This is a genomic window from Pseudomonas sp. (assembly GCF_048269965.1).
Lineage (GTDB): Bacteria > Pseudomonadota > Gammaproteobacteria > Pseudomonadales > Pseudomonadaceae > Aquipseudomonas.
The window spans coordinates 167,673-187,810 of record NZ_JBLWTV010000003.1; the positions used below are offsets into that span (position 1 = coordinate 167,673).

Sequence of the window (20,138 nt, forward strand, 5' to 3'; positions counted from 1 at the left end):
CGCTCCTCGCGCGCACGCACGTTGCGATGACCAAGGCCGCACCTGTGCGTGCGGCGTTTCTTTTGTGGCCTTGGCAACGGCGATGAGTTCAGGGTTTTTCTGCCCGTTTCCCCACTGATCAAAAAGCCTGAACTTCACCTTGGCGCCCTGCCTCACAACTGATGAGTGCCAATGTTGAGGAGAACACCATGCGAGCCTTTATTCCGAGCCTGCTGCTGGGCGCACTGGCTGCCGGCGATGCGCAGGCTGAAGCCTGTTACGTCAGTGCCAGCGCCTCCAGCGAGGCCATCAAGGAAGTCGAACAGGAGTTCTGCTACGAGTTCGTCGGCATGGACGAGGGCGCCATCGACTGGTCCTGCCACAACGAAACCGGCGACATGATCAACAGTCGGCAGCGCAAGGTGGCCCATTGCGCCGAAGCCAGGCTCGGGACCTGCGAAGCCGGTCTGACCCAGGCGACCCTGACCAACTATCGCGCCGGCGATGATGATCGGGGCAAACCCCGCCCCGCCGTGCCTAACGACGCCAGGGTGATCACCCACTATTACCGGGCCGGCGACGCCGAACAGGTACGCATCGACTGCGAAACTGCTGGCGGCACCTGGCGGGATCTGTGATGAGTACATACCACGGTCTCTTACTTGTGCCAGGCACGGCGCAGCACATGGCCCACGAACGCACGGTGCAGCGTTTGCTCGGAGAGAAGCTGGCGACATTGCTCGACTGCCCATTCCTGGGCCCCTACCAGCCCGGTACCTCAGTCTCCGGCCGCCACTACTTCCTGCCCGAAGACACCTTGGTCGGTGATGTCGCGGCCCTGGGCATCGAGGGGCCGGAAGATTTCTTCGGCGGTCAGGTCGAGCACGCCTTTCTTGCCACCAAGGCGATCAGTCATCCCGCTCTCGATGCCCCGCGCCATGTGCCGACGGGATGGTCAGAGGGTTTCGCGCTGCAGACAGATAGCGTCACCCTGCAAGGTTTCAGTGTCTTTGACCTGGAAGATGCCGCCGAGGCTGGACAACGCTTGCTGCGCGACGGCCCGATACGCCTGAAGCCAGTGGATGGCACCGGCGGCCGAGGCCAGCAGGTGGTGCGCTCTCATCCTGAGCTGGAGCACGCGCTGGCGGCGTTCGATGAGCAAGGCGTTGGCCAGCAGGGCCTGGTGCTCGAGGAAGACCTGCAGCAGCCCAGCACTTACAGCGTCGGCCAGATACAGGTGGCTGGCGTCACGCTGAGTTACCACGGTACCCAACAGCTTACCGACGACAGCCACGGCCACCCGGTCTATGGCGGCTCGCGACTGACCCTGGTGCGCGGCGACTATCTGGCCTTGATGACCCTCGATCTGCCGCGCGCCGTGCGCCTGGCCGTACAGCAGGCGCGCATCTTCGAACTGGCGGCGCTGCACGTCTACCCCTCCATCCAGGCGTCGCGTCGCAACTACGACGTGGCGCAGGGCCTGAATGCGCGTGGGCAGTCATGCAGTGGCGTGCTGGAGCAATCCTGGCGCGTCGGCGGGGCCAGCGCGGCGGAAATCTTCGCCCTGGAAGCGTTCATCAAGAACCCGCAGCTGCAAACGCTGCAGGCCTCGACCCATGAATACTATCGGGATGTCCCCCCGCCACCTGACTCCATCTGTCTGTACCAGGGCCAGGACAGCGAAGACGGCCCACTGACCAAATACGTCAAGCTGGGGCCGTCATGAGCGCCAGCAGCCAGAGTCTGGATATTCTGGTGGGTGACCAGCACATCGCCGGCACTCTGCTGACCCCACCGCACAAAGTCCCCGGCGTACTTTTCGTGCACGGCTGGGGCGGCAGCCAGCAACGTGACCTGGCGCGGGCGCGTGGTATCGCCGGGCTGGGCTGCGTGTGCCTGACATTCGATCTGCGTGGGCACGAACGTAACGTCGAAGCGCAGGAACGCGTATCGCGCGAAGACAACCTGGCCGACATTCTGGTCGCCTACGACCTGCTGGCCGCGCACGAAGCGGTCGACCCCGAATGCATCGCGGTGATCGGCACCAGCTATGGCGGCTACCTCGCCACCCTGCTCAGCGTACGGCGCCCGGTACGCTGGCTGGCCCTGCGGGTACCGGCACTCTACTGGGACGAGCAATGGCAGTTGCCCAAGCGCCAGCTGGACGTTACACGCCTGCGTGCCTATCGCCGCACGCCATTGCGCGCGCAGGACAATCTGGCGCTGGGCGCCTGCGCCGAATTTCGCGGCGACGTGCTGCTGGTGGAATCCGAGCATGACGACTTCGTCCCGCACACCACGCTGATGAGCTACCGCAATGCCTTCGACAAGGCGCACTCACTGACCCATCGCACCATGGCCGGTGCCGACCACGGGCTCAGTGAGGACCGCCATCAGCAAGCCTATACGCGCATCCTGATCGATTGGGTCAGCGAGATGGTGGTGGGCGCACGGGTCGGCGACTACCCGCATCATCTGGTGCGCTATTCCTGAACCGCCGTGCTCTGCTCGCGGCGCGGTTCCCCCTGGGCATTCGCCCATTCACAACTGCAACAGGAGACATCGATGAAGATAAGCAAGCTTATGACCCGCAACGTCCGCACCCTCGAGCCCGAGCGCAGCATTCGCGAGGCCGCCACGCTGATGGCCGATATCGACAGCGGTGCGCTGCTGATCAACGAAGGCGACCGCCTGATCGGCATGATCACCGACCGCGACATTGCCCTGCGTGCCGTTGCCGCCGGCCTGGATGGCAGCACCCCGGTGCGTCAGGTGATGAGCAGCAACGTGCGCTATTGCTTCGACGACGAGGACGTCGAGCATGTGGCTGCCAACATGGCCGATATCCAGGTACGCCGGCTGCCGGTGCTCAACCGCGAGAAGCGCCTGGTGGGTGTGGTTTCGCTGGGCAATATCGCCTCCGGCCACAGCCGGATGGCCAACGACACCGTGCTGCGTGGGGTGACCTCCGCTCACTGATGAAAACCTTCCTGGGAGGGGCTTTGACCGCGACTGGCGGCCAAGACCCTCCCATCTCTTCCACTGGCGCTTCAGCGCCGACGCCTATTGCACAGGCCGCAGAATCAGCGTGCCCAACGGCGGCAACTGCAGATTCAGCGAAGCGCACTGGCCGTGAGCGGCCATCTGCTCGCTGTGCAACTCCCCCTGCGTGCCGGCGTCCGAGCCGCTCCAGCGGCTCTCATCGGTATTGAGCAGCACCTGCCACGCGCCCGCGTGCGGCACGCCGATCCGGTAGCCGTCGAGCACCTGCGGGGTGAAGTTGTGCACCACCAGCAACGGCGCACTGCCCTCGCCGCCCCTGCGCAGCCAGGCGAATACGCTGTTGCGCGCATCATCGCCTACCAACCACTGGAAACCGCTGTCCTGGTCATCGAGGCGGTGCAACGCCGGCTCTTCGCGGTACAGACGATTCAGCTCGCGTACCAGCGCCTGGGCAGCGGCATGCTCGGGGTACTGCAGCAGGTACCAGTCCAGTTGCTGGTCGTGGTTCCACTCGCGCCACTGGCCGAATTCACAGCCCATGAACAGCAGCTTCTTGCCCGGGTGACTCCACATCAGGGCGAGGAACAGGCGCAGGTTGGCGAATTGCTGCCAGCGATCGCCGGGCATGCGCCCGAGCAGCGAGCGTTTGCCGTGCACCACCTCGTCATGGGAGATCGGCAGGATGAAACGCTCGGAAAAGGCGTAATGCAGGCCGAAGGTGATCTGCTGGTGATGGTGCAGGCGGTACACAGGGTCCTGCTGGATGTAACTCAGGCTGTCGTTCATCCAGCCCATGTTCCACTTGTGGCTGAAGCCCAGGCCGCCCTGCTGCACCGGGCGACTGACGCCAGGCCAGGCAGTGGATTCCTCGGCGATCATCAGCGCGCCGGGCACTTCGCTGCGCACCACCTCGTTGAGGTGCTGGAGAAATTCGATGGCCTCCAGGTTCTCGCGCCCGCCGTGGCGGTTGGGGATCCACTGCCCGGCTTCGCGCGAGTAGTCGCGGTAGAGCATCGACGCCACTGCATCCACGCGCAGGCCATCGATATGGAACTCGCGCAGCCAGTACAGCGCGCTGGCCAGCATGAAGCCGTGCACTTCGGTGCGGCCGAGGTTGTAGATGCAGGTGTTCCAGTCCGGGTGGAAGCCCTCGAACGGGTGCGCATACTCGTACAGCGCGGTACCGTCGAACTCGGCCAGGCCGTGGGCATCGTTGGGGAAATGCCCCGGCACCCAGTCGAGGATCACGCCGATGCCTGCGCGGTGGCAGCGGTCGACGAAAGCAGCGAAGCGCTGCGGGCTGCCGAAGCGTGCGGTGGGCGCAAACATCGACAACGGCTGGTAGCCCCAGGAGCCGCCGAACGGATGCTCCATGATCGGCATCAGCTCGATATGGGTGAACCCGAGGTCCTGTACGTAGGGAATCAGCCTTTCGGCCAGTTCGTCCCAGTCAGATGCTCGATCGTCCTGCCATTGCCAGGAGCCGGCGTGCAGTTCGTAGATCGCCAGCGGCGCCTGCGATGCATGGCGTTGCGCGCGCGCGCTCAGCCACTGCTGGTCCTTCCAGGCGAATGCCTCGCCCTGCGGCACCTTTGAGGCGGTAGCCGGCGGCGTCTCGGTGGCTTGCGCCATGGGGTCTGCGCGCAGCGGCAACACGCCGTGCGGGCCGAGAAGCTCATACTTGTAGCATTCGCCCGAGCGCAGACGCGGGATGAACAGCTCCCACACGCCCGCCGGGTAGCGCAGGCGCATGGGGTGACGGCGGCCGTCCCAGCTGTTGAAGTTGCCCACCACCGAAACCCGCCGCGCATTGGGCGCCCATACGGCGAAACGCACGCCAGGCACGCCTTCATGTTCCACTGGTGCGGAGCCCAGGCAGCGCCACAGCTCGCGGTGGTTGCCTTCGGCGAACAGATAGAGGTCGGTGTCACCCAGCAGCGGGCCGAAGGCATAGGGATCTTCCATCTCCTGCACGCTGCCCGGCCAGTGGATACGCAGGCAGTAGCGCTGCGCCTGGGGCAGCTGCAGTTCGAACAGGCCGTCCGGGTCGCTGCAGCGCATGCGTCCCAGCGGCGTACCATCGCTGGCCAACAGGTCCACGGCATCGGCACCCGGCAGCCAGACCCGCACCAGCGTCTCGTCGCCCTGGGCATGCGGGCCGAGAAAACTGAACGGATCGCCATCCTCGGCACGGCGCAGGCGTTCCAATCGGGTCGGGTTCACGTTCGCACTCCTGGCAATCGATGAGCGAGATCCACCAGCCCCTGCAACGGGACATCGATCCAGTCAGGGCGGTGGCCGCTCTCGTAGACGATTTCATAGACAGCCTTTTCCAGGCAGAACAGGTCGACGGCTGCGCCCTCGCCGTCACGTTCGTGCCATTCGTGGGGCAAGCCGTTGGCGGCCAGACGATAAGCATCGAGAAAGGCACTGCACGATTGCTCGCGATAGCGCGACAGCACGCCGCGCACCACCTGCTGGGCATTCACCGCGCCTTCCACGCCGCCGGCATTGCGCTGCGCCACGGCGGCTGCGTAGTCGAAGGAGCGCAGCATGCCGGCGACGTCCTTGAGCGGGCTGTGGCGTTGACGGCGTTCCTGCAGCGAGCGGTTGGGCTCGCCTTCGAAGTCGATGATGTAGGCATCGCCCTGCACCACCAGCACCTGACCCAGGTGCAGGTCGCCATGCACGCGAATGCGCAGGCCACCTGCGGCCTGCGTTGCCAGGCGGGTGATGGCTTCCAGCAGGGATCCTTCCCTGGCCAGCAGCCAGTCGGCCTGTTCGGCAGTCGCCGGGCTCAGGGCGTCACGCTGGCGAGTCAGAGCCTGCAAGGCTTCGTGCAGCTGCGCAGTGATTGACTCGGCCCAACGGGCACTGTCGCGCTCGGCGCTGAGCTGATAGCCAAAGTCCGGATTCTCTACCGGCCGCGCCAGTACCGCGTGCATCTCGCCGATGCGTTTGCCGAGCACGCCAGCGAACTGTTGCAGTTCGCCCGTTGCATCGACATCAGGATCGGCGGTGCCACCGGCCAGTTCATCGCGGATGGCGCGGTCGAGGGTGTTGAGCGTCCACTGCCAGGCGTCGCCCTGGTTGTCCAGGTAACGCTGCACCACCATCAGGGTATGGGGCTGGCCCTGCTCATCGACCCGCACCACCTCGCCAAGAAACGGCGCCACGTTGGTGTAACCGTGATCGGTCAGGAAACGACCCATTTCCACCTCCGGGTGAATGCCGGGAAAACCGCGGCGCAACAGCTTGAGCAGCAGTTGCTCGCCGATCAGCGCCGAGCTGTTGGACTGCTCGGCCGAAAGCAGCTTGAAGTCGTTCTGATCGATAGCGTCGAGTGCCAGCAGCGCCGCCTCGGCGCGAAACTGCAACTCGCCGCCAGCGCTGCGCAGCAGCGCCTGCTCGCGCAGCAGGCGCACTACCTGCTGGCTGAACTGCGGCAGGCTGAAGGCATCGGTCAACAGCTCCACATGACGCCCCCGGCGCAGCCGGGCCAACGCCAGTTGTTGCGGCAGATCGTTGCCTTCGGCGCGCTCGGGCACCGCAGCCAGCGGCAGGCGGTAATGCTCGACGCCTGCCGCACTCCTCACCTCTACCTCGGCCAGCAGCGGCGCATTGGCACCATCGGCAAGCGGCACCACGTACAGCAGGCTGACGCTGCCGGCCGCTCGCTGTTCGCCCGCGAACCAGCGGCGCTTGGGCAGATAGAGCGGCAGCGACTCGCGCTCCAGGGTCTGCCGCGCGCGCCCGTCCATCACCTCGCCCAGGGCGCGGCTCAGCACCAGGGTCTGCAGCTCCGGCATGCGCTCCACCGGCTTGAGGTGCCAGCTGGGCATCTGCGAGGCGTCGGCCAAGTAGAACCAGTAGAAGCCGTAAGGCGGCAAGGTCAGCAGGTAAGTGAGCTGGCCAATGGGCGGGAACGAGGCACCACCGATCATCTCCACCGGCACCCGGTCGCGGTAGTCGGCCAGTTCCAGCTCGACGGCCTGGGCCGCGCTGGACAGGTTGGCCACGCAGAGGATCTGCTGCTCGGCGCCATCCTCGCTTCGATGCAGACGCAGGTAGGCCAGGATGCGCCGGTTGCTCGGCGTCAGCATCGTCAGCGCGCCACGGCCGAAGGCCTTGTGCTGGTTGCGGATGGCGAGCATGCGCCGCGTCCAGTTGAGCAGCGAATGCGGGTCGCGCGCCTGTGCCTCGACATTGATGCTCTGGTAGCCGTACAGCGAATCCATGATCGGCGGCAGCACCAGGCTGGCCGGGTCGGCACGGGAGAAGCCGCCGTTGCGGTCCACCGACCACTGCATCGGTGTGCGCACACCGTCGCGGTCGCCGAGGTAGATGTTGTCACCCATGCCGATCTCATCGCCGTAATACAGGGTCGGCGTGCCGGGCATCGACAGCAGCAGGCTGTTGAGCAGCTCGATACGTCGGCGGTCGCGCCCCACCAGGGGCGCCAGGCGCCGGCGGATGCCGAGGTTGATCCGAGCGCGGCTGTCGGCGGCGTAATAGTTCCACAGATAATCGCGCTCGTCGTCGGTGACCATTTCCAGGGTCAGCTCATCGTGGTTGCGCAGGAAGATCGCCCACTGGCAGTTGGGCGGAATCTCCGGCGTCTGGCGCAGGATGTCGGTAATCGGAAAGCGGTCTTCCTGGGCGATGGCCATGTACATGCGCGGCATCAGCGGGAAGTGGAAGGCCATGTGGCATTCGTCGTCTTCACCGAAGTACGGCCGGGTATCCTCCGGCCACTGGTTGGCCTCGGCCAGCAGCAGACGATCCGGGTAGCGCGCATCCAGTTCGGCGCGGATGCGCTTGAGCACGGCGTGGGTCTCTGGCAGGTTTTCGCTGTTGGTGCCGTCGCGCTCGATCAGATATGGGATCGCGTCCAGGCGCAGGCCGTCGACGCCCATGTCGAGCCAGAAGCGCATCACCCCGAGCACGGCGTCGAGCACCTTGGGGTTGTCGAAGTTGAGGTCCGGCTGGTGCGAGTAGAAGCGGTGCCAGAAGTACTGAGCGGCCACGGCGTCCCAGGTCCAGTTGGACTTCTCGCTGTCGATGAAGATGATCCGCGTGCCGGCGTACTTCTCGTCGCTGTCGGACCACACGTAATAGTCGCGCGCCCTGGAGCCCTTTTTCGCATGGCGCGCACGCTGGAACCAGGGGTGCTGATCGGAGGTGTGGTTGATCACCAGCTCGGTGATCACGCGCAGGCCACGCCGGTGCGCCTCGGCAATGAAGCGCCGGGCGTCGGCCAAGCTGCCGTAGTCGGGATGGACGTCGTTGTACTTGGCAATGTCATAGCCGTCGTCGCGCCGGGGCGACGGGTAGAACGGCAGCAGCCAGAGGGTGTTCACGCCGAGCTCGGCGATGTAGTCGAGCTTGTCGATCAGGCCCTGGAAGTCACCGATGCCGTCGTTGTTGGCGTCGAAGAACGACTTCACGTGGACCTGATAGATCACCGCGTCCTTGTACCACTGCGGGTCGTTGAGGAAGGTCTTGCCGGCGCTGCGCTTGGCCATGGTGCTACTCCGTTGTTCAGCGGACGGTCTGGATTCGCCAGATGCCGAATGGCAAGTGCCAGGGTTCGATGCGCATCCACTGCACCTTGCCGTGCCAGGTCCAGCGGTGGCCGGTCATCAGGTCTTCACCGGCCAGGTCGGCATCGTCGGGCAGGCCCAGCTCCCACAGCGGCAGCTCGAAGTGCGCTTCCTGGGCGTGGTGCGGATCGAGGCTGACGGCGACCAGGATGAAGTTGCTCAGATCCGCGGTGCGCTTGCCGAAGTAGAGGATGGTGTCGTTCCACGCCCTGTAGGCCTGGAAGCCCAGATGGCTCTGCAGTGCCGGGTTGTCGCGGCGAATCTGGTTGAGCCGGGTGATCTCGGCGTTGATATGGCCAGGCGCCTGGTAGTCGCGCGGGCGCAACTGGTACTTTTCCGAATCGAAATACTCCTCCTTGCCTGGCACCGGTTCGGCCTCACACAGCTCGAAGCCCGAATACATGCCCCAGAGCCCGGAGCCCATGGTCGCCAGCGCGGCGCGAATGAGAAAGCCGGGCCTGCCGCTGCGCTGCAGGAAGTAGGGGTTGATGTCCGGGGTGTTGACGAAGAAGTTCGGCCGGTAGCAGTCGCGCCAGGGCGCCTGGTTCAGTTCGGTCAGGTAGGCCTGCAACTCGGCCTTGGTATTGCGCCAGGTGAAGTAGGTGTAGCTCTGGCTGAAGCCGAGCTTGCCCAGACGCGCCATCATTGCCGGGCGGGTGAAGGCCTCGGCAAGGAAGATCACCTCGGGGTGGCGTTCACGTACATCGGCAATCAGCCATTCCCAGAAAGGCATCGGCTTGGTGTGCGGATTATCGACGCGAAACAGCGTCACGCCCTGCTCCACCCAGCCCAGCACCACGTCGCGCAACGCCAGCCAGAGGTCGGGCATGGCCGCTTCGGCATAGAACTCGAGGTTGACGATGTCCTCGTACTTCTTCGGCGGGTTCTCGGCGTGGCGGATGCTGCCGTCCGGGCGCCAGCTGAACCAGCCGGGGTGCTGCTTGAGCCAGGGGTGATCGGGCGAGCACTGCACGGCAAAATCCAGCGCCACTTCCAGGCCATGCTCGCGCGCGACGCGCACCAGTTGGCGAAAATCCTCGGGGCTGCCCAGCTGCGGGTGCACGGCGTCGTGGCCGCCCTCCTCGCTGCCGATCGCATAGGGGCTGCCGGGGTCGTCCGGGCCGGCCGTGAGGCTGTTGTTCGGCCCCTTGCGGTGAGCCCGGCCGATGGGATGTATGGGTGGGAAATACAGCACGTCGAAGCCCATCCGGGCGATCTCCGGGATGCGCGCATGCACGTCGGCGAAGGTGCCGTGGCGCTGCACGTCGCCCAGTGAGCGGGGAAACAGCTCGTACCAGCTGGCAAATTCGGCCAGGGCGCGCTCGACGTCCAACGGGTAGTTCGGCGTGCGCAGCAGATGCGGGCGATATTCGGCGCGGCGCATCAGTTCGTTGACGGAGGGGTCTATCAGCACGGCCTCGCGTTCGGCCTGCGATTGTGAAGCCTCCATGCGCTCGATCAGCGCTGTCAGCTCGGCGTGCAAATCCTCTGGCGCCTGCGCGGCAATGCGCCTGACCAGCTGCGCGCCTTCCTGCAGTTCAAGCCCAACCGCCATGCCCGCGCCGAGCTTCTTCACCAGCTCCTGGCGGAAACTGGCATAGAGGTCCAGCCAGGCTTCGATGGCGAATTCGCCGCGGCCCTCCTGGTCGATGCGCAACGTGGCGCTCCAGTGGTCATTGCCCAGCGCCTGCATGGGTGCGCGCTGCCAGGTGGCCTCGCCGTTGGCGCGCCACAACAGGTCGGCGGCCAGTTGCTCGTGACCATCGCTGAAGATCACGGCGCTGACCGACAACGGCCGGCCACACAGGCATTTGCTGGCGAAGCGACCGTTCTCGATGATCGGCTGTAGCGCTTCGATGGCAAGCCGAGGCTGGGCGATGGCGTGTCTCAGGGTCTGGTCGGCATGCTGCGGGGACGGCATCTTTCCTGGCTCCTCTACGCCTGGCAGACGTGTTCGAAGGGGTGGCGGGCAGACCGGCGACAACGCTCAAGACGCTGTGCCTGTCAGAAATTCCGAGGCTCAGGCGGCGGGAAAAGTTCAGGCAGTTTTTCCCGTTCAAGGGACTATCGATCGTCGTCCTTTTTTTCAGCGCTCTGGTCATCGGGCTTGGTTCTCGTACCTGGATCGACCAGCAGCGGCATCAGGTGCAGCACCACCAGCACTATCACCGTGGACAACACGGCGCTGGCCTCGCGACCGAGCCCGACCGCCACGCCGATGGCGGCCGAGGCCCACAGTCCGGCGGCGGTGGTCAGGCCCTTGACGTCGGAAATGTTCTGCCCCTTGAGGATGGTGCCGGCGCCAAGAAAACCGACACCCGCGGCGATGCCCTGGATTACCCGGCTCATGGCATCGGCTTCGGCGCCGTCCTGCTCCAGCGCCATGACGAAGATCGCGGCGCCGAGGCAGACCAGCATGTGCGTGCGCATCCCGGCGGCCTTGCCCATCACCTCGCGCTCGTAGCCAAGCAGGCCGCCGAGCAACATGGCCAGAACCAGGCGCAGCGTCGCGCGGGTGATGTGCTCCACCTGGCCAAGGTCGGAAAACTCCTGCACCAGGGTGGAGAGGATTCGCTCGAGTATGTCCATCTTCGTTCAATCTCCAGGGATGCTTTGCATCTGAGCGAAGCCGGCGCGCAGAGGTTCGGATCATCGTCGCCGCCGGTTATCCGAAACAGGGAACCTGTGCCCCGCCGTGCATTCACTCCCTTTAGGCATCACAACCAATCGGGAGAAGGCTCATGCCCCGTGGCAGCAAAGACAAATACAGCGCCAAGCAGAAGCGCAAGGCCGAGCACATCGAAGACAGCTACAGGGAGCGCGGCGTACCCCAGGACGAGGCCGAGGCGCGTGCCTGGGCCACCGTCAACAAGCAGTCCGGCGGCGGCGAGAAGGCCGGCGGCTCCGGGCAGAAGACCAGCGCGGCCAGCAAGCAGGCCGCACGCGAGTCCTCGGCGCGGCGTGCAGCCGCTACACGCGAAGGGACACCGCGGCCCGGTCAGCGCCTGGACGCGATGAACAAGACCGAGCTGATGGAGCTGGCGCGCAAGCGGGATATCGCTGGACGGTCGCGCATGCGCAAGGAGGAGTTACTGCAGGCGCTGCGCCAATCCTAAGTGGCCTGTTCGCGTTCACGTGCCGCGCGCTCGCCGCAATCGCAGCCGGCGCTCCGGCACTGGACCATGCCCTTGGGATGGCGCTGCATGCAGGCCTCGCAGCAATACAGCAGATCGTCGCCCGCGACTTCGTGCACCCACTCACGGGACTCGACCGGGCAATCGCAATGCGGGCAGGCGCAGGTTCTGGCGTTCATGGCTCGCGCTCCTCGTCGGTGGGTACGACCTCGTCGGTCCAGGGCTTGCCGTCGAGGGGGGCCGAGCGCGCCAGCTCCGCTTCGTCGAGGCCGAAGCCGCCACCGACCTGAGTTTCGTCGACCACGCTGAGTTCCTCGTCGTTGGCACCCTCGCCACCAGGTTCAAGCGGCGAGCGTGCACCACGGTCATCGATCAGGGTGTCCGGGCTCAGATCGTCGAGGCTGACGTTGTCCTCGTGCTCGCTTTCGCCAAGCGTCGCGGCGCCGGTCAGGCCGATCTCCTCCTCGGGGCTGGACGACGGCCGCGCGGCATGCTGCAACGAGGACTCGCCCGTACCAGGACGGTCGTCATTGCTGAAGTCCAGCGCCTGCTCATCGATTGGTTTCGGGGTGGGACCTGGAGTTGTGTCTTTCATGTTATGCCTCCTTCGAACGATATGGGCCACGCATGGCGACGGCGCACATGCGCCATCGCCCTTACGTTCGGCTCAAGGCGAGATCGGATCGCTGGCCGGGAAAGTTTCCTCGACGGCATGATCCAGCTTGTTCTCCTGGCGCCCTTTCAAGCTGTCCATTTCCTTCTGCAGGCGAGGCAGTGCGGCACGCAGTTCGGCCACGCGCTGGCGCAGGCACTCCAGTTCGGTCTTGGGGTCGCTGACCAGCCCCTTGAGCACGCAGTGCCCGCTCAGCCCGCGTTGCAGCAGCGCGGCGCCGCCAAGGGCCTTGAGCACACCCGAGGTGCCGCCCTGGCAGACGCCGGCGACGATGGCAGTGGCGCCCGTGGCGAGCGAGACAGCGCGTTCAACACGATGGACGTTCTGGGTCAGTGGCATGGCGTTTCCTCCTGATGGTTCATGACGAATGCCGATTGCGGCGCCCGTGAGATTTAGAAAGCCTCGCAGGCGCCAAAGGTTCAGAGAATCGGGCCAGCGGCATGCGATGACTGATGATGATTTGCGGGTTCAGGTCGCCGCGCTGGCTAGGTTCCAGCAGCCTGGCTAGCAGCGGATGGACGTGGGTCTGGCCCGTCCTGAAGGTCAGCCCCTTGTCGCCGGCACACACGCTCGGCGCGCCGCCGTGCAGGTAGCTGCCGTGATCGCTCAAGGCATGCATGAAGCTGCTCCGGGACAAGGCATGTCCCTGTTCCGAAATCGCAGCCAGGCAGATGTTCAGGCTATTTGCCGAACGTCCTGCAGGGCCGTCTGCTGCATCAGCGTATCGACCACTTCGCATACGGCGGCGCACTGCTTGGCGCCGCCGCTGCGGGCACGCCGATAGAGGCCAAGCTGCGCTTCGGCGCTGCCGCCGATGCGCGCCAGCTTGCGCGCGTGGGTCATGATCCAGCGGTCCTCGGGCGCAATCTGCTCGGCTATGCAGACCAGTACCTGGTCCAGCCACGCCGCGAACGGCAAGGTGCTCTGGCCGCGCGGTTCGATGAACAGCCCGCGCAGGCCGCGGCGCTTGGCGCGCCAGCGATTCTCCAGGGTGAGAATGCGGGTCAGCGGGTCGTCGAACCAGTCATGGTGCGGGGCATCCAGCGCGTGGCCGAGCATGGCGCGGAACAGCCCGGCGATGCACAGGGCATCGTCCAGGTGCGGGCATGCATCGGCGATACGTAGCTCCAGAGTGGGAAAGCGCAATGACGGGCGAATGTTCCACCACAGATTGACAGCCGAGCCGATGCAGTCGGTAGCGGTCATCACCTTGAGGTAACGCTGGTATTCGGCGTCATCGCGAAAGTGATCGGGAATGCCCATGCGCGGCCATTCATCACAGACGGCCTGGCGATAGCTCATCAGACCACTGGGCCGGCCGTCCCAGAATGGCGAGGACGCACTCAGCCCCAGCAACAGCGGCAGCCAGGGCGTCAGCCGGTTCATCAGGCGAATGCGGTCGATGCGTTCCGGCACCCCGACATGCACATGCAGGCCGGCCAGCACGCTGCGGCTGGCGACGATGCGGTAATCGTCGAAGATCGCCCGGTAGCGCGCCATGTCGGTCGCCTGCACGCTGCGCCATTGCCCCAGCGGATGGGTACCGGCGGCGAGGATGCCGCAGCCGAACTCGCTGGCCAGTTCGGCCATGGTGCGGCGCGCCTGCCCGAGAAAGTCGCGCGCCTCGTCGAGGCCGTGCAACACCGGGGTCACCACCTCGAACTGCGCGGCGAACATCTCGCGCGTCACCCGCTGGCCCAGTGCACGACGGCTGGATATGGCGAAGGCCTCGACCTCGTGCTGCGCCACGCAGCGGCTTGCCAGGTCAGTCAGAAAGTACTCTTCCTCGATGCCAAACGTGCTCGTGGCCATGACCCACCTACTCCCAGGACTCCTGCAATTGAGGGCGTGCCGGCGACTTGGGTTCAATCTGTTTGCGGCAGCGCCGGGCGCGGCGAATTTAGGTGGAATCTTTGTTCAGACGAGGCCCTCCTAAACAGAACACGGCCCCGTTCTCAAGGAGACTTGCCCCATGTCGATCGCCAGTTTCATCGACACGCCTGCCGCGCAATGCATTTCCTTCGCTCATGCCGCCGGCCCCTGGCAAAGCCTCTATCGCCAGTTGCTGGACGCCCCCGAACCGGGTCATCCGCAAGCACGGGAGTTCATCCAGCAGTGCCTGCAGGAGGTCGCGCAACTGCCCTGCGAACTGCCGGCCAGCCCCTATGAACTGGCAGCCTGGTCGCTGCGCCAGCATCAACGGGTGAGCGCCGATTACGCCAGCTATCTCGAAGGGCGCCGCTCGGGTCAGGGGCGCCGTTTCTTCCCGCGCAAGGCGCATGCGCTGTATTTTCTCCGCGCGCTAGCGCCAACCAAGCTGGTGGACGGCGCCTGGCTCTACGGCACCCTGCCCCACTGGCGTGATCACCGCGTGTATCCCCTGGTGCGGACCTACCTTGAAGAACTGGGCGACGGGGTGCCGGCGCAGAATCATGTGCTGCTGTATCGCCAACTGCTGGCCAGCCAGGGCTGTGACGACGCGCTGGAAGTGCAAGACGCGCTCTATCGCCAGGGCGCGATCCAGCTGGCCCTGGGCTTGCTGGTGGACGAGTTTCTGCCCGAAGTCATCGGTTACAACCTCGGCTACGAACAATTGCCGCTGCACCTGCTGATCAGCGCCTTCGAGCTCAATGAGCTGGACATCGACCCCTATTACTTCCAGCTGCACGTGACCATCGACAATGGCTCCAGCGGCCACGCCGCCAAGGCCGTACGAAGCGTGCTGGACAACCTGCCACGGGTCGGCGACGCGCAGGCCTTCTACGAGCGGGTGACGCGCGGTTATCTGCTCAACGAACTGGGTACCGGGTCCACCGCCGTGATCGACAGCTTCGAGCTGGAGCATCAGGTGCTGCAGATGCTCGAACGCAAGCGCAAGGTGGCCAGCCAGGTGCATTCGGATTACTGCCGCATCGAAGGGCGCACGGTGAACCAGTGGCTGGGCAGCGCCGGTGACGTGGCGGGCTTTCTCGAGGCGATGCAGCGCAACGGCTGGATAAGACGCGACAAAGACCCGGCCGACAGTCGTTTCTGGCGTCTGGTGCAAGGTCAGGGCGCGGCCATGTTCGGTGTCTTCAGCCCCTACGAGCGCCAGTTGCTGCACGACTGGATCGCCGGAGACTGGCAACAGCCCGAGCAGCGCTCGCCATTTCGCGTGCGTCGCATGAGCCAGGCCGCCATGCCGTCCTGCGCTAGTACGCAACCTGGCGAGCTGGACCGCGAGCGCCGCCACATGCTCCGCCAGCTGCAGGGCATGGATGCCTACCGGCGCGAGTGCCGCCTGATCGAACTGCAATCGCCGGCGCACCACTGGAGCAGTGCCGGCCTGGCCGCTACCCGCACCTTCACGGCGCTGATGCGACAGCCGCGCTGACCCTGGAGCCCGCATATGTTCGAACAAACCTTCGATGCCCCACAAACCCTTGCGCTGATGCGCCTGGGCACCTTGCTACGGGCGCGTGGCTACCATTTCGTCACCCCCACTCCACTCACCCACCAGCGGGTCAATCAGCGCCCGGGCCATGCGCAAGCGAAGGACTTGCGTGACGTGTTCGGCTGGAGCCAGCCCTTCGCCGACGGGACGCTGGATGAGGAAATCATCGCGGCTATGCGTGAAGCACAGGTGCTGCAGCCCCATGCTCGAGGCTGGATCAGCCGGGTGCGTTTCTCCAGCCTGGGCGACGAACTCTACGTGCACTCGCGCTTTCCTACCGAGGAAAGCGACGCAGTGTTCTTCGGTCCCGATACCTATCGCTTCACCCGTCTGCTGCGCGATTACCTGGCGCACGCCACTCAACCGTTGCGGCGCATCGCCGATATCGGTTGCGGTGCCGGCCCAGGTGCGATCAGCGCAGCGCAGCAGCGCCCAGGGGCCGAGGTGATGGCGCTGGACATCAATCCCAACGCCTTGGCCCTGACTGCAGTGAATGCGCGCCTGGCGGGCATCTACAACCTGCGCGTGCAGAGCAGCGACCTGCTGCGGGACGTGCCTGGCCAGTTCGATCTGATCATCGCCAACCCGCCCTATATGCTCGATCCGCAACAACGCACCTATCGCCATGGCGGCGGCAAGAACGGCGCCGGATTGTCCCTGGCGATCTTCGATACGGCAATGGAGCGACTGGCGCCTGGCGGCACCCTGCTGCTTTATACAGGCGTGGCGATCTTCAACGGCGAAGACCCCTTGCTCAATGCCATTCGCCTGTCGCTGCGCGACGTCGGCTGGGACTGGAACTACCAGGAGATCGATCCGGATGTGTTCGGCGAGGAGTTGCAGAAACCCGAATACGCGAACGCCGAGCGTATCGCTTGCGTGGCGTTGCGCCTGACCTATCTGCCCAATCTGCGCCAGCGCTAGACCGGTGCCCGCCTCGCGCAAGCACCGGCCCGGCGATGCTCAGGCCGCCTTGGCATGGGCATCGCTCTTGAGCGACTTGCGCAGCACTTCCATCGACTCCCCCAGTTGCTCCAGTTGCTGTCTGCTCAGCAGCTTGCGGGCCTGCGGGAACATATCGCGCTCCTCTTCCTCGATATGGTGTTCGAGCAGTTCCTTGAGCACCTTGACCCGGCCGGCGAACTCGACCGTCGACGGCGGTGTTTGCTTGATGTCGGGCAGCACCAGCGCTTCTACGGCACGGTGCTCTTCCTTGGCCTCGACCGCCAGCACGGACTCGTCCTTGCTGCCGGCACGCCTGAAGGCCGGATAAAAGATCTGTTCTTCGAGCTCGGTGTGAATTTTCAGTTCCTGCTCGATCTTGAGCAGCAGCTTCTTGCGCGTCTGCACCGCTCGCTCGGTGGTGTCCTCGAGCTTGCTCAGCAGGTCTTTGACGGTTTCGTGATCCTTCTTCAGCAGTTCGATGGCATTCATCCTGTTGCTCTCCTCAGGTCTACCGATCTCATCATCAACGAGACCTGGGCCCTGCTAGCAGCGAGCCCAGGCCTGAGCATCACGAGTCGCGGGCGCCGTGGCTTTTCTGGCCGCCCTTGCGCCCGGCCTCGATTGCTCTCTGGCGGTCATTGGCGAAGTTGCCGCCGCTGTTCTTGCCACCTTTGCGGCCGGCTTCGGATGCCTTTTCACGATCGTTTGCGAAGTTACCCGGATTTTTGTTGGTCGCCATTGCTGGTACCTCCTGATAGTTATTCGCGAGGCGTTATTGCCTCTGCATAATTTCAGGCAGGCGCTTCGCCGACTCGTTCAGGCTTTTTTGATCAGTCACTGACCAGGCAACCGCCGTTTACAGGCAGCATCGGGTCGCCCTTCCAGAGCGTGACCGAGGGGGGATCCTGCTCGCCTGCGGCTGCAGGTGCGCCGATGTGGCGTTGGTCAGATGGCAGCGGGGAAATATGGGGGCGGAAGGTCTGCTGCTGCCGAGCCTCGTCGAGTGCCTCGAGGTTATGCTCGGGATGCTGTTCGCCGGCGTTGTCGGCCAGCACTACACGTGCATATCAGGCGACGGCCGTTTCGTTGCTCAAGAAAGAAAGGAGGCCCATGGCGGGCCTCCCCCAGGCTACGCGGTCAATCAAGCACGGCCTCCACCGTGGCTGTTCTGGCCACCTTTACGGCCGGCCTCGGAAGCTTTCTCACGGTCATTGGCGAAATTACCACCGCTGTTCTGACCGCCTTTCTTGCCCGCTTCGGAAGCTTTCTCACGATCGTTGGCGAAGTTACCGGGGTTCTTGTTGCTCATGTCGTTTCTCCTCAGTGATGGGCAGAATTGCCCTTGCCCTGTTTTGGAGAAAACACCCTGCTCGGACGTTCAGCCTTTTTCTCCGCCTCGCTCGGCAATCGCTGACGAGCGGTCATGCTCCTTTCTCATCAGGTCTCTGGATAATGGAGATCTTGCCATTGCGTTCGATGATCGCGTAGCGAATCTGATCCAGTCGCTCCAGCCCACTCGCGCGCGCCGACTCCATGACGTCATCGAGCGTCAGACGTGCCTTAGAAAAAAATCCCACGCCGTTCAGTACGGGCGCCTGGCGCCCTCCGTCCGTCGGGTTGGGCGACCGGCCGTGGCAGTCCCTGTTTGCACAGAGCTGCCCGGCCGTTCAGGCACATGGACGTTCGGCTCATCGGCGGCGGCATCATGAGCTCCACCCTGGCGGTATGGCTCAAGGAACTGGAACCGCAGTGGTCGATGGAGATCGATCGCGCGCCTGAACGCGGTCGCCGAAGAACGCAGCAACGGCTGGAAAAACGCCGGAGGGCGATCGCCGTACGTCGGTTCTGAGGCCAGGACTGCACTTTATTTGCTGTGCTCCGGCGAGGACGGTGGATGAGCCATGCCGCGCGGCCCGAACACGCCCCACAGGCCCAGGCCGAGCACTGGCAACAGGACGATGAGCAACGACCACAGAGCCTTGGAATCTACGCCCTTGTCGCTGCGGTACAGGCTGACGATGGCCCAGAGGTCGAGAAGGATGATGATGGCGCCAAGCGCAATAAACAGAAAAGTGAATTCGCCGAGCATGTCGGGGTTCCTCCACATTGGATGTTTCTGTTGTGGCCACGTCCCTGGCCCATGGTTCAGGCGAGATTCACTCGAATCGCAGATGCCAGCGCCTCGAATACCAGATACCCGCGCATAGCGCCTCGTAGCTGCCCACAGGCACTACCACTGCTCTGAAGATGTGAACTTCACAGCAAGATCGGTCTTCCTAACCAGTGACTCAAGTCGATCCCGTTGCCAGAGCGCAGTGCCTTGTTGGTGCGTGCGGGGTTCAAGACATTCACAGAGGAGAATCAGCATGACTCGTAATACGGGCAATCAGTACAGCATGCAGAACCCGCTGACGCAGTATCCGCAGCCTGAATTCCCAGGCCAGCACCAACCTGAACCGGGTCTGGATCGTAAAATGATGCCAGAGCCTGACCATGGCGAGACGAGCTACGTCGGCTTTGGCCGGCTCGAGGGACGCAAGGCTTTGATCACCGGCGCCGACTCCGGTATTGGCCGGGCCGCAGCCATTGCCTTTGCCCGCGAAGGCGCCGATATCGTGCTCAATTACCTGCCCGAGGAAGAAGCCGATGCCCAGGAGGTCGTGGCGCTGATCACCGCCGAGGGCCGTCGTGCTATCGCCCTGCCCGGCGACATCAAGGACGAGGCGTTCTGCGTTTCCTTGGTCAAGGATGCAGTACAGGCGCTGGATGGGCTGGACATCCTGGTCAACGTGGCAGGCAAGCAGATTGCCCAACAGCACATCAGTGAGCTGAGCAGCGAGCAGTTCGACCACACATTCAAGACCAACGTCTACGCGCTGTTCTGGCTGTGCAAGGCGGCCGTACCGCATATGCCGCCAGGCGCGACGATCATCAACACCGCGTCGATCCAGTCCTATGATCCGTCTGCAACGCTGCTTGATTATGCGTCGACCAAGGCGGCCATCGTGGCCTTCACCAAAGCGCTGTCCTCCCAGGTCATCAAGCATGGGAATCCGGGTTAACGCCGTCGCGCCAGGACCGATCTGGACGGTGCTGCAACCCACTGACGGGCAACCGGCCGAGAAGATCCCAAGCTTCGGCTCCCAGGTGCCGATGAAGCGGCCGGGACAACCTGCCGAGTCTGCACCGCTGTATGTGCTTCTGGCTTCTCAGGAGTCGAGTTTCATCACCGGTGAAGTATTCGGCGTGACCGGCGGAAACCCTTTGCCGTGAAGCGTTGCCACACCCCCGTCTGAAACGGACTAATCCATTCATGGCGTCCCGCTTCGGCGCTGTAGGTCGGGCGAGCCTTCCTGAGCAGGACAGTT

General features: G+C 64.5%; 20 protein-coding genes and 4 pseudogenes. 9 read left to right on the plus strand and 15 right to left on the minus strand.

Annotated elements, in window-relative coordinates; all coding sequences use genetic code 11:
• The first annotated feature begins 188 nt into the window (after positions 1-188).
• The 4 genes from ACN0X6_RS04920 to ACN0X6_RS04935 all read left to right on the plus strand — a co-directional run bounded on the left by ACN0X6_RS04920 (position 189) and on the right by ACN0X6_RS04935 (position 2,958).
• Complete coding sequence (locus tag ACN0X6_RS04920; RefSeq protein WP_417702562.1) at positions 189-617, plus strand: hypothetical protein; 429 nt, start codon at positions 189-191, stop codon at positions 615-617.
• Complete coding sequence (locus tag ACN0X6_RS04925; protein WP_417702563.1) at positions 617-1,705, plus strand: DUF3182 family protein; 1,089 nt, start codon at positions 617-619, stop codon at positions 1,703-1,705. Before ACN0X6_RS04920 ends, ACN0X6_RS04925 begins: the two co-directional genes overlap by 1 nt.
• Positions 1,702-2,472 (plus strand): alpha/beta hydrolase family protein, encoded by a 771-nt coding sequence (locus ACN0X6_RS04930; RefSeq protein ID WP_417702564.1) that lies wholly within the window; start codon positions 1,702-1,704, stop codon positions 2,470-2,472. The genes ACN0X6_RS04925 and ACN0X6_RS04930 overlap by 4 nt, the downstream gene beginning before the upstream one ends.
• A 72-nt stretch (positions 2,473-2,544) precedes the next feature.
• Complete coding sequence (locus ACN0X6_RS04935) at positions 2,545-2,958, plus strand: CBS domain-containing protein (RefSeq protein ID WP_417702565.1); 414 nt, start codon at positions 2,545-2,547, stop codon at positions 2,956-2,958.
• A gap of 84 nt (positions 2,959-3,042) precedes the next feature.
• On the opposite strand, the gene glgB is transcribed toward ACN0X6_RS04935, so the two are convergent.
• The 4 genes from glgB to ACN0X6_RS04955 all read right to left on the minus strand — a co-directional run bounded on the left by glgB (position 3,043) and on the right by ACN0X6_RS04955 (position 11,174).
• Positions 3,043-5,205 carry a 1,4-alpha-glucan branching protein GlgB gene (gene glgB, locus ACN0X6_RS04940; RefSeq protein ID WP_417702566.1) on the minus strand — a complete coding sequence of 721 codons (2,163 nt, stop codon included), beginning with the start codon at positions 5,203-5,205 and terminating at the stop codon, positions 3,043-3,045.
• The gene (gene treS / locus ACN0X6_RS04945) at positions 5,202-8,507 is read right to left on the minus strand and encodes a maltose alpha-D-glucosyltransferase (protein ID WP_417702567.1); all 3,306 of its coding nucleotides are present in this window, start codon (positions 8,505-8,507) and stop codon (positions 5,202-5,204) included. Before treS ends, glgB begins: the two co-directional genes overlap by 4 nt.
• A 16-nt stretch (positions 8,508-8,523) precedes the next feature.
• A complete protein-coding gene (locus ACN0X6_RS04950; protein WP_417702568.1) occupies positions 8,524-10,506 on the minus strand; it encodes an alpha-1,4-glucan--maltose-1-phosphate maltosyltransferase in 1,983 nt (660 codons plus the stop codon).
• A 143-nt stretch (positions 10,507-10,649) separates the two neighbouring features.
• A complete protein-coding gene (locus tag ACN0X6_RS04955; protein WP_417702569.1) occupies positions 10,650-11,174 on the minus strand; it encodes an MgtC/SapB family protein in 525 nt (174 codons plus the stop codon).
• Positions 11,175-11,326: 152 nt separating this feature from the next.
• On the opposite strand from ACN0X6_RS04955, the gene ACN0X6_RS04960 reads away from it, so the two are divergent.
• Complete coding sequence (locus ACN0X6_RS04960; RefSeq protein WP_417702570.1) at positions 11,327-11,701, plus strand: Rho termination factor N-terminal domain-containing protein; 375 nt, start codon at positions 11,327-11,329, stop codon at positions 11,699-11,701.
• On the opposite strand, the gene ACN0X6_RS04965 is transcribed toward ACN0X6_RS04960, so the two are convergent.
• From ACN0X6_RS04965 to ACN0X6_RS04985, 5 genes are all read right to left on the minus strand, one after another.
• A complete protein-coding gene (locus ACN0X6_RS04965) occupies positions 11,698-11,898 on the minus strand; it encodes a metallothionein (protein WP_417702571.1) in 201 nt (66 codons plus the stop codon). The two genes, ACN0X6_RS04960 and ACN0X6_RS04965, sit on opposite strands and share 4 nt — an antisense overlap.
• Positions 11,895-12,314: a hypothetical protein gene (locus tag ACN0X6_RS04970; RefSeq protein WP_417702572.1), complete on the minus strand. Its 420-nt coding sequence runs from the start codon at positions 12,312-12,314 to the stop codon at positions 11,895-11,897. The genes ACN0X6_RS04965 and ACN0X6_RS04970 overlap by 4 nt, the downstream gene beginning before the upstream one ends.
• 72 nt (positions 12,315-12,386) lie before the next feature.
• Positions 12,387-12,731: a DUF2892 domain-containing protein gene (locus ACN0X6_RS04975; protein WP_417702573.1), complete on the minus strand. Its 345-nt coding sequence runs from the start codon at positions 12,729-12,731 to the stop codon at positions 12,387-12,389.
• A 19-nt stretch (positions 12,732-12,750) separates the two neighbouring features.
• Positions 12,751-13,011, minus strand: coding sequence for a hypothetical protein (locus ACN0X6_RS04980; protein ID WP_417702574.1), 261 nt, complete (start codon positions 13,009-13,011; stop codon positions 12,751-12,753).
• Positions 13,012-13,067: 56 nt separating this feature from the next.
• On the minus strand, positions 13,068-14,204 hold the full coding sequence (locus tag ACN0X6_RS04985) for a carboxylate-amine ligase (protein WP_417702575.1): 1,137 nt from the start codon (positions 14,202-14,204) through the stop codon (positions 13,068-13,070).
• Positions 14,205-14,364: 160 nt separating this feature from the next.
• Here ACN0X6_RS04985 and ACN0X6_RS04990 point away from each other — a divergent pair, with 160 nt between their 5' ends.
• Positions 14,365-15,765: an iron-containing redox enzyme family protein gene (locus tag ACN0X6_RS04990; RefSeq protein WP_417702576.1), complete on the plus strand. Its 1,401-nt coding sequence runs from the start codon at positions 14,365-14,367 to the stop codon at positions 15,763-15,765.
• 15 nt (positions 15,766-15,780) lie between these two features.
• Entirely contained in the window at positions 15,781-16,749 is a 969-nt protein-coding gene (locus ACN0X6_RS04995) for a class I SAM-dependent methyltransferase (protein ID WP_417702577.1), read from the plus strand.
• A gap of 39 nt (positions 16,750-16,788) precedes the next feature.
• Here ACN0X6_RS04995 and ACN0X6_RS05000 read toward each other — a convergent pair whose 3' ends face one another.
• The 5 genes and pseudogenes from ACN0X6_RS05000 to ACN0X6_RS05020 form a co-directional block, all read right to left on the minus strand.
• Positions 16,789-17,259: a hemerythrin domain-containing protein gene (locus ACN0X6_RS05000; RefSeq protein ID WP_417702578.1), complete on the minus strand. Its 471-nt coding sequence runs from the start codon at positions 17,257-17,259 to the stop codon at positions 16,789-16,791.
• 79 nt (positions 17,260-17,338) lie between these two features.
• Positions 17,339-17,488 (minus strand): annotated as a pseudogene (locus ACN0X6_RS05005) (general stress protein); the annotation flags it as partial.
• Positions 17,489-17,600: 112 nt separating this feature from the next.
• Complete coding sequence (locus tag ACN0X6_RS05010; protein ID WP_417702579.1) at positions 17,601-17,825, minus strand: hypothetical protein; 225 nt, start codon at positions 17,823-17,825, stop codon at positions 17,601-17,603.
• An 86-nt stretch (positions 17,826-17,911) separates the two neighbouring features.
• Positions 17,912-18,079, minus strand: coding sequence for a general stress protein (locus tag ACN0X6_RS05015; RefSeq protein ID WP_064494824.1), 168 nt, complete (start codon positions 18,077-18,079; stop codon positions 17,912-17,914).
• A 112-nt stretch (positions 18,080-18,191) separates the two neighbouring features.
• Positions 18,192-18,332: pseudogene (locus ACN0X6_RS05020) on the minus strand (YetF domain-containing protein); the annotation flags it as partial.
• Positions 18,333-18,415: 83 nt separating this feature from the next.
• On the opposite strand from ACN0X6_RS05020, the pseudogene ACN0X6_RS05025 reads away from it, so the two are divergent.
• A pseudogene (locus tag ACN0X6_RS05025) lies at positions 18,416-18,593 on the plus strand (malate:quinone oxidoreductase); the annotation flags it as partial.
• Between the two features lie 41 nt (positions 18,594-18,634).
• Here ACN0X6_RS05025 and ACN0X6_RS05030 read toward each other — a convergent pair.
• Complete coding sequence (locus ACN0X6_RS05030) at positions 18,635-18,859, minus strand: PLDc N-terminal domain-containing protein (RefSeq protein WP_417702580.1); 225 nt, start codon at positions 18,857-18,859, stop codon at positions 18,635-18,637.
• Positions 18,860-19,136: 277 nt separating this feature from the next.
• Here ACN0X6_RS05030 and ACN0X6_RS05035 point away from each other — a divergent pair.
• Positions 19,137-20,043: pseudogene (locus tag ACN0X6_RS05035) on the plus strand (SDR family oxidoreductase).
• The last annotated feature ends 95 nt before the right edge of the window (positions 20,044-20,138 follow it).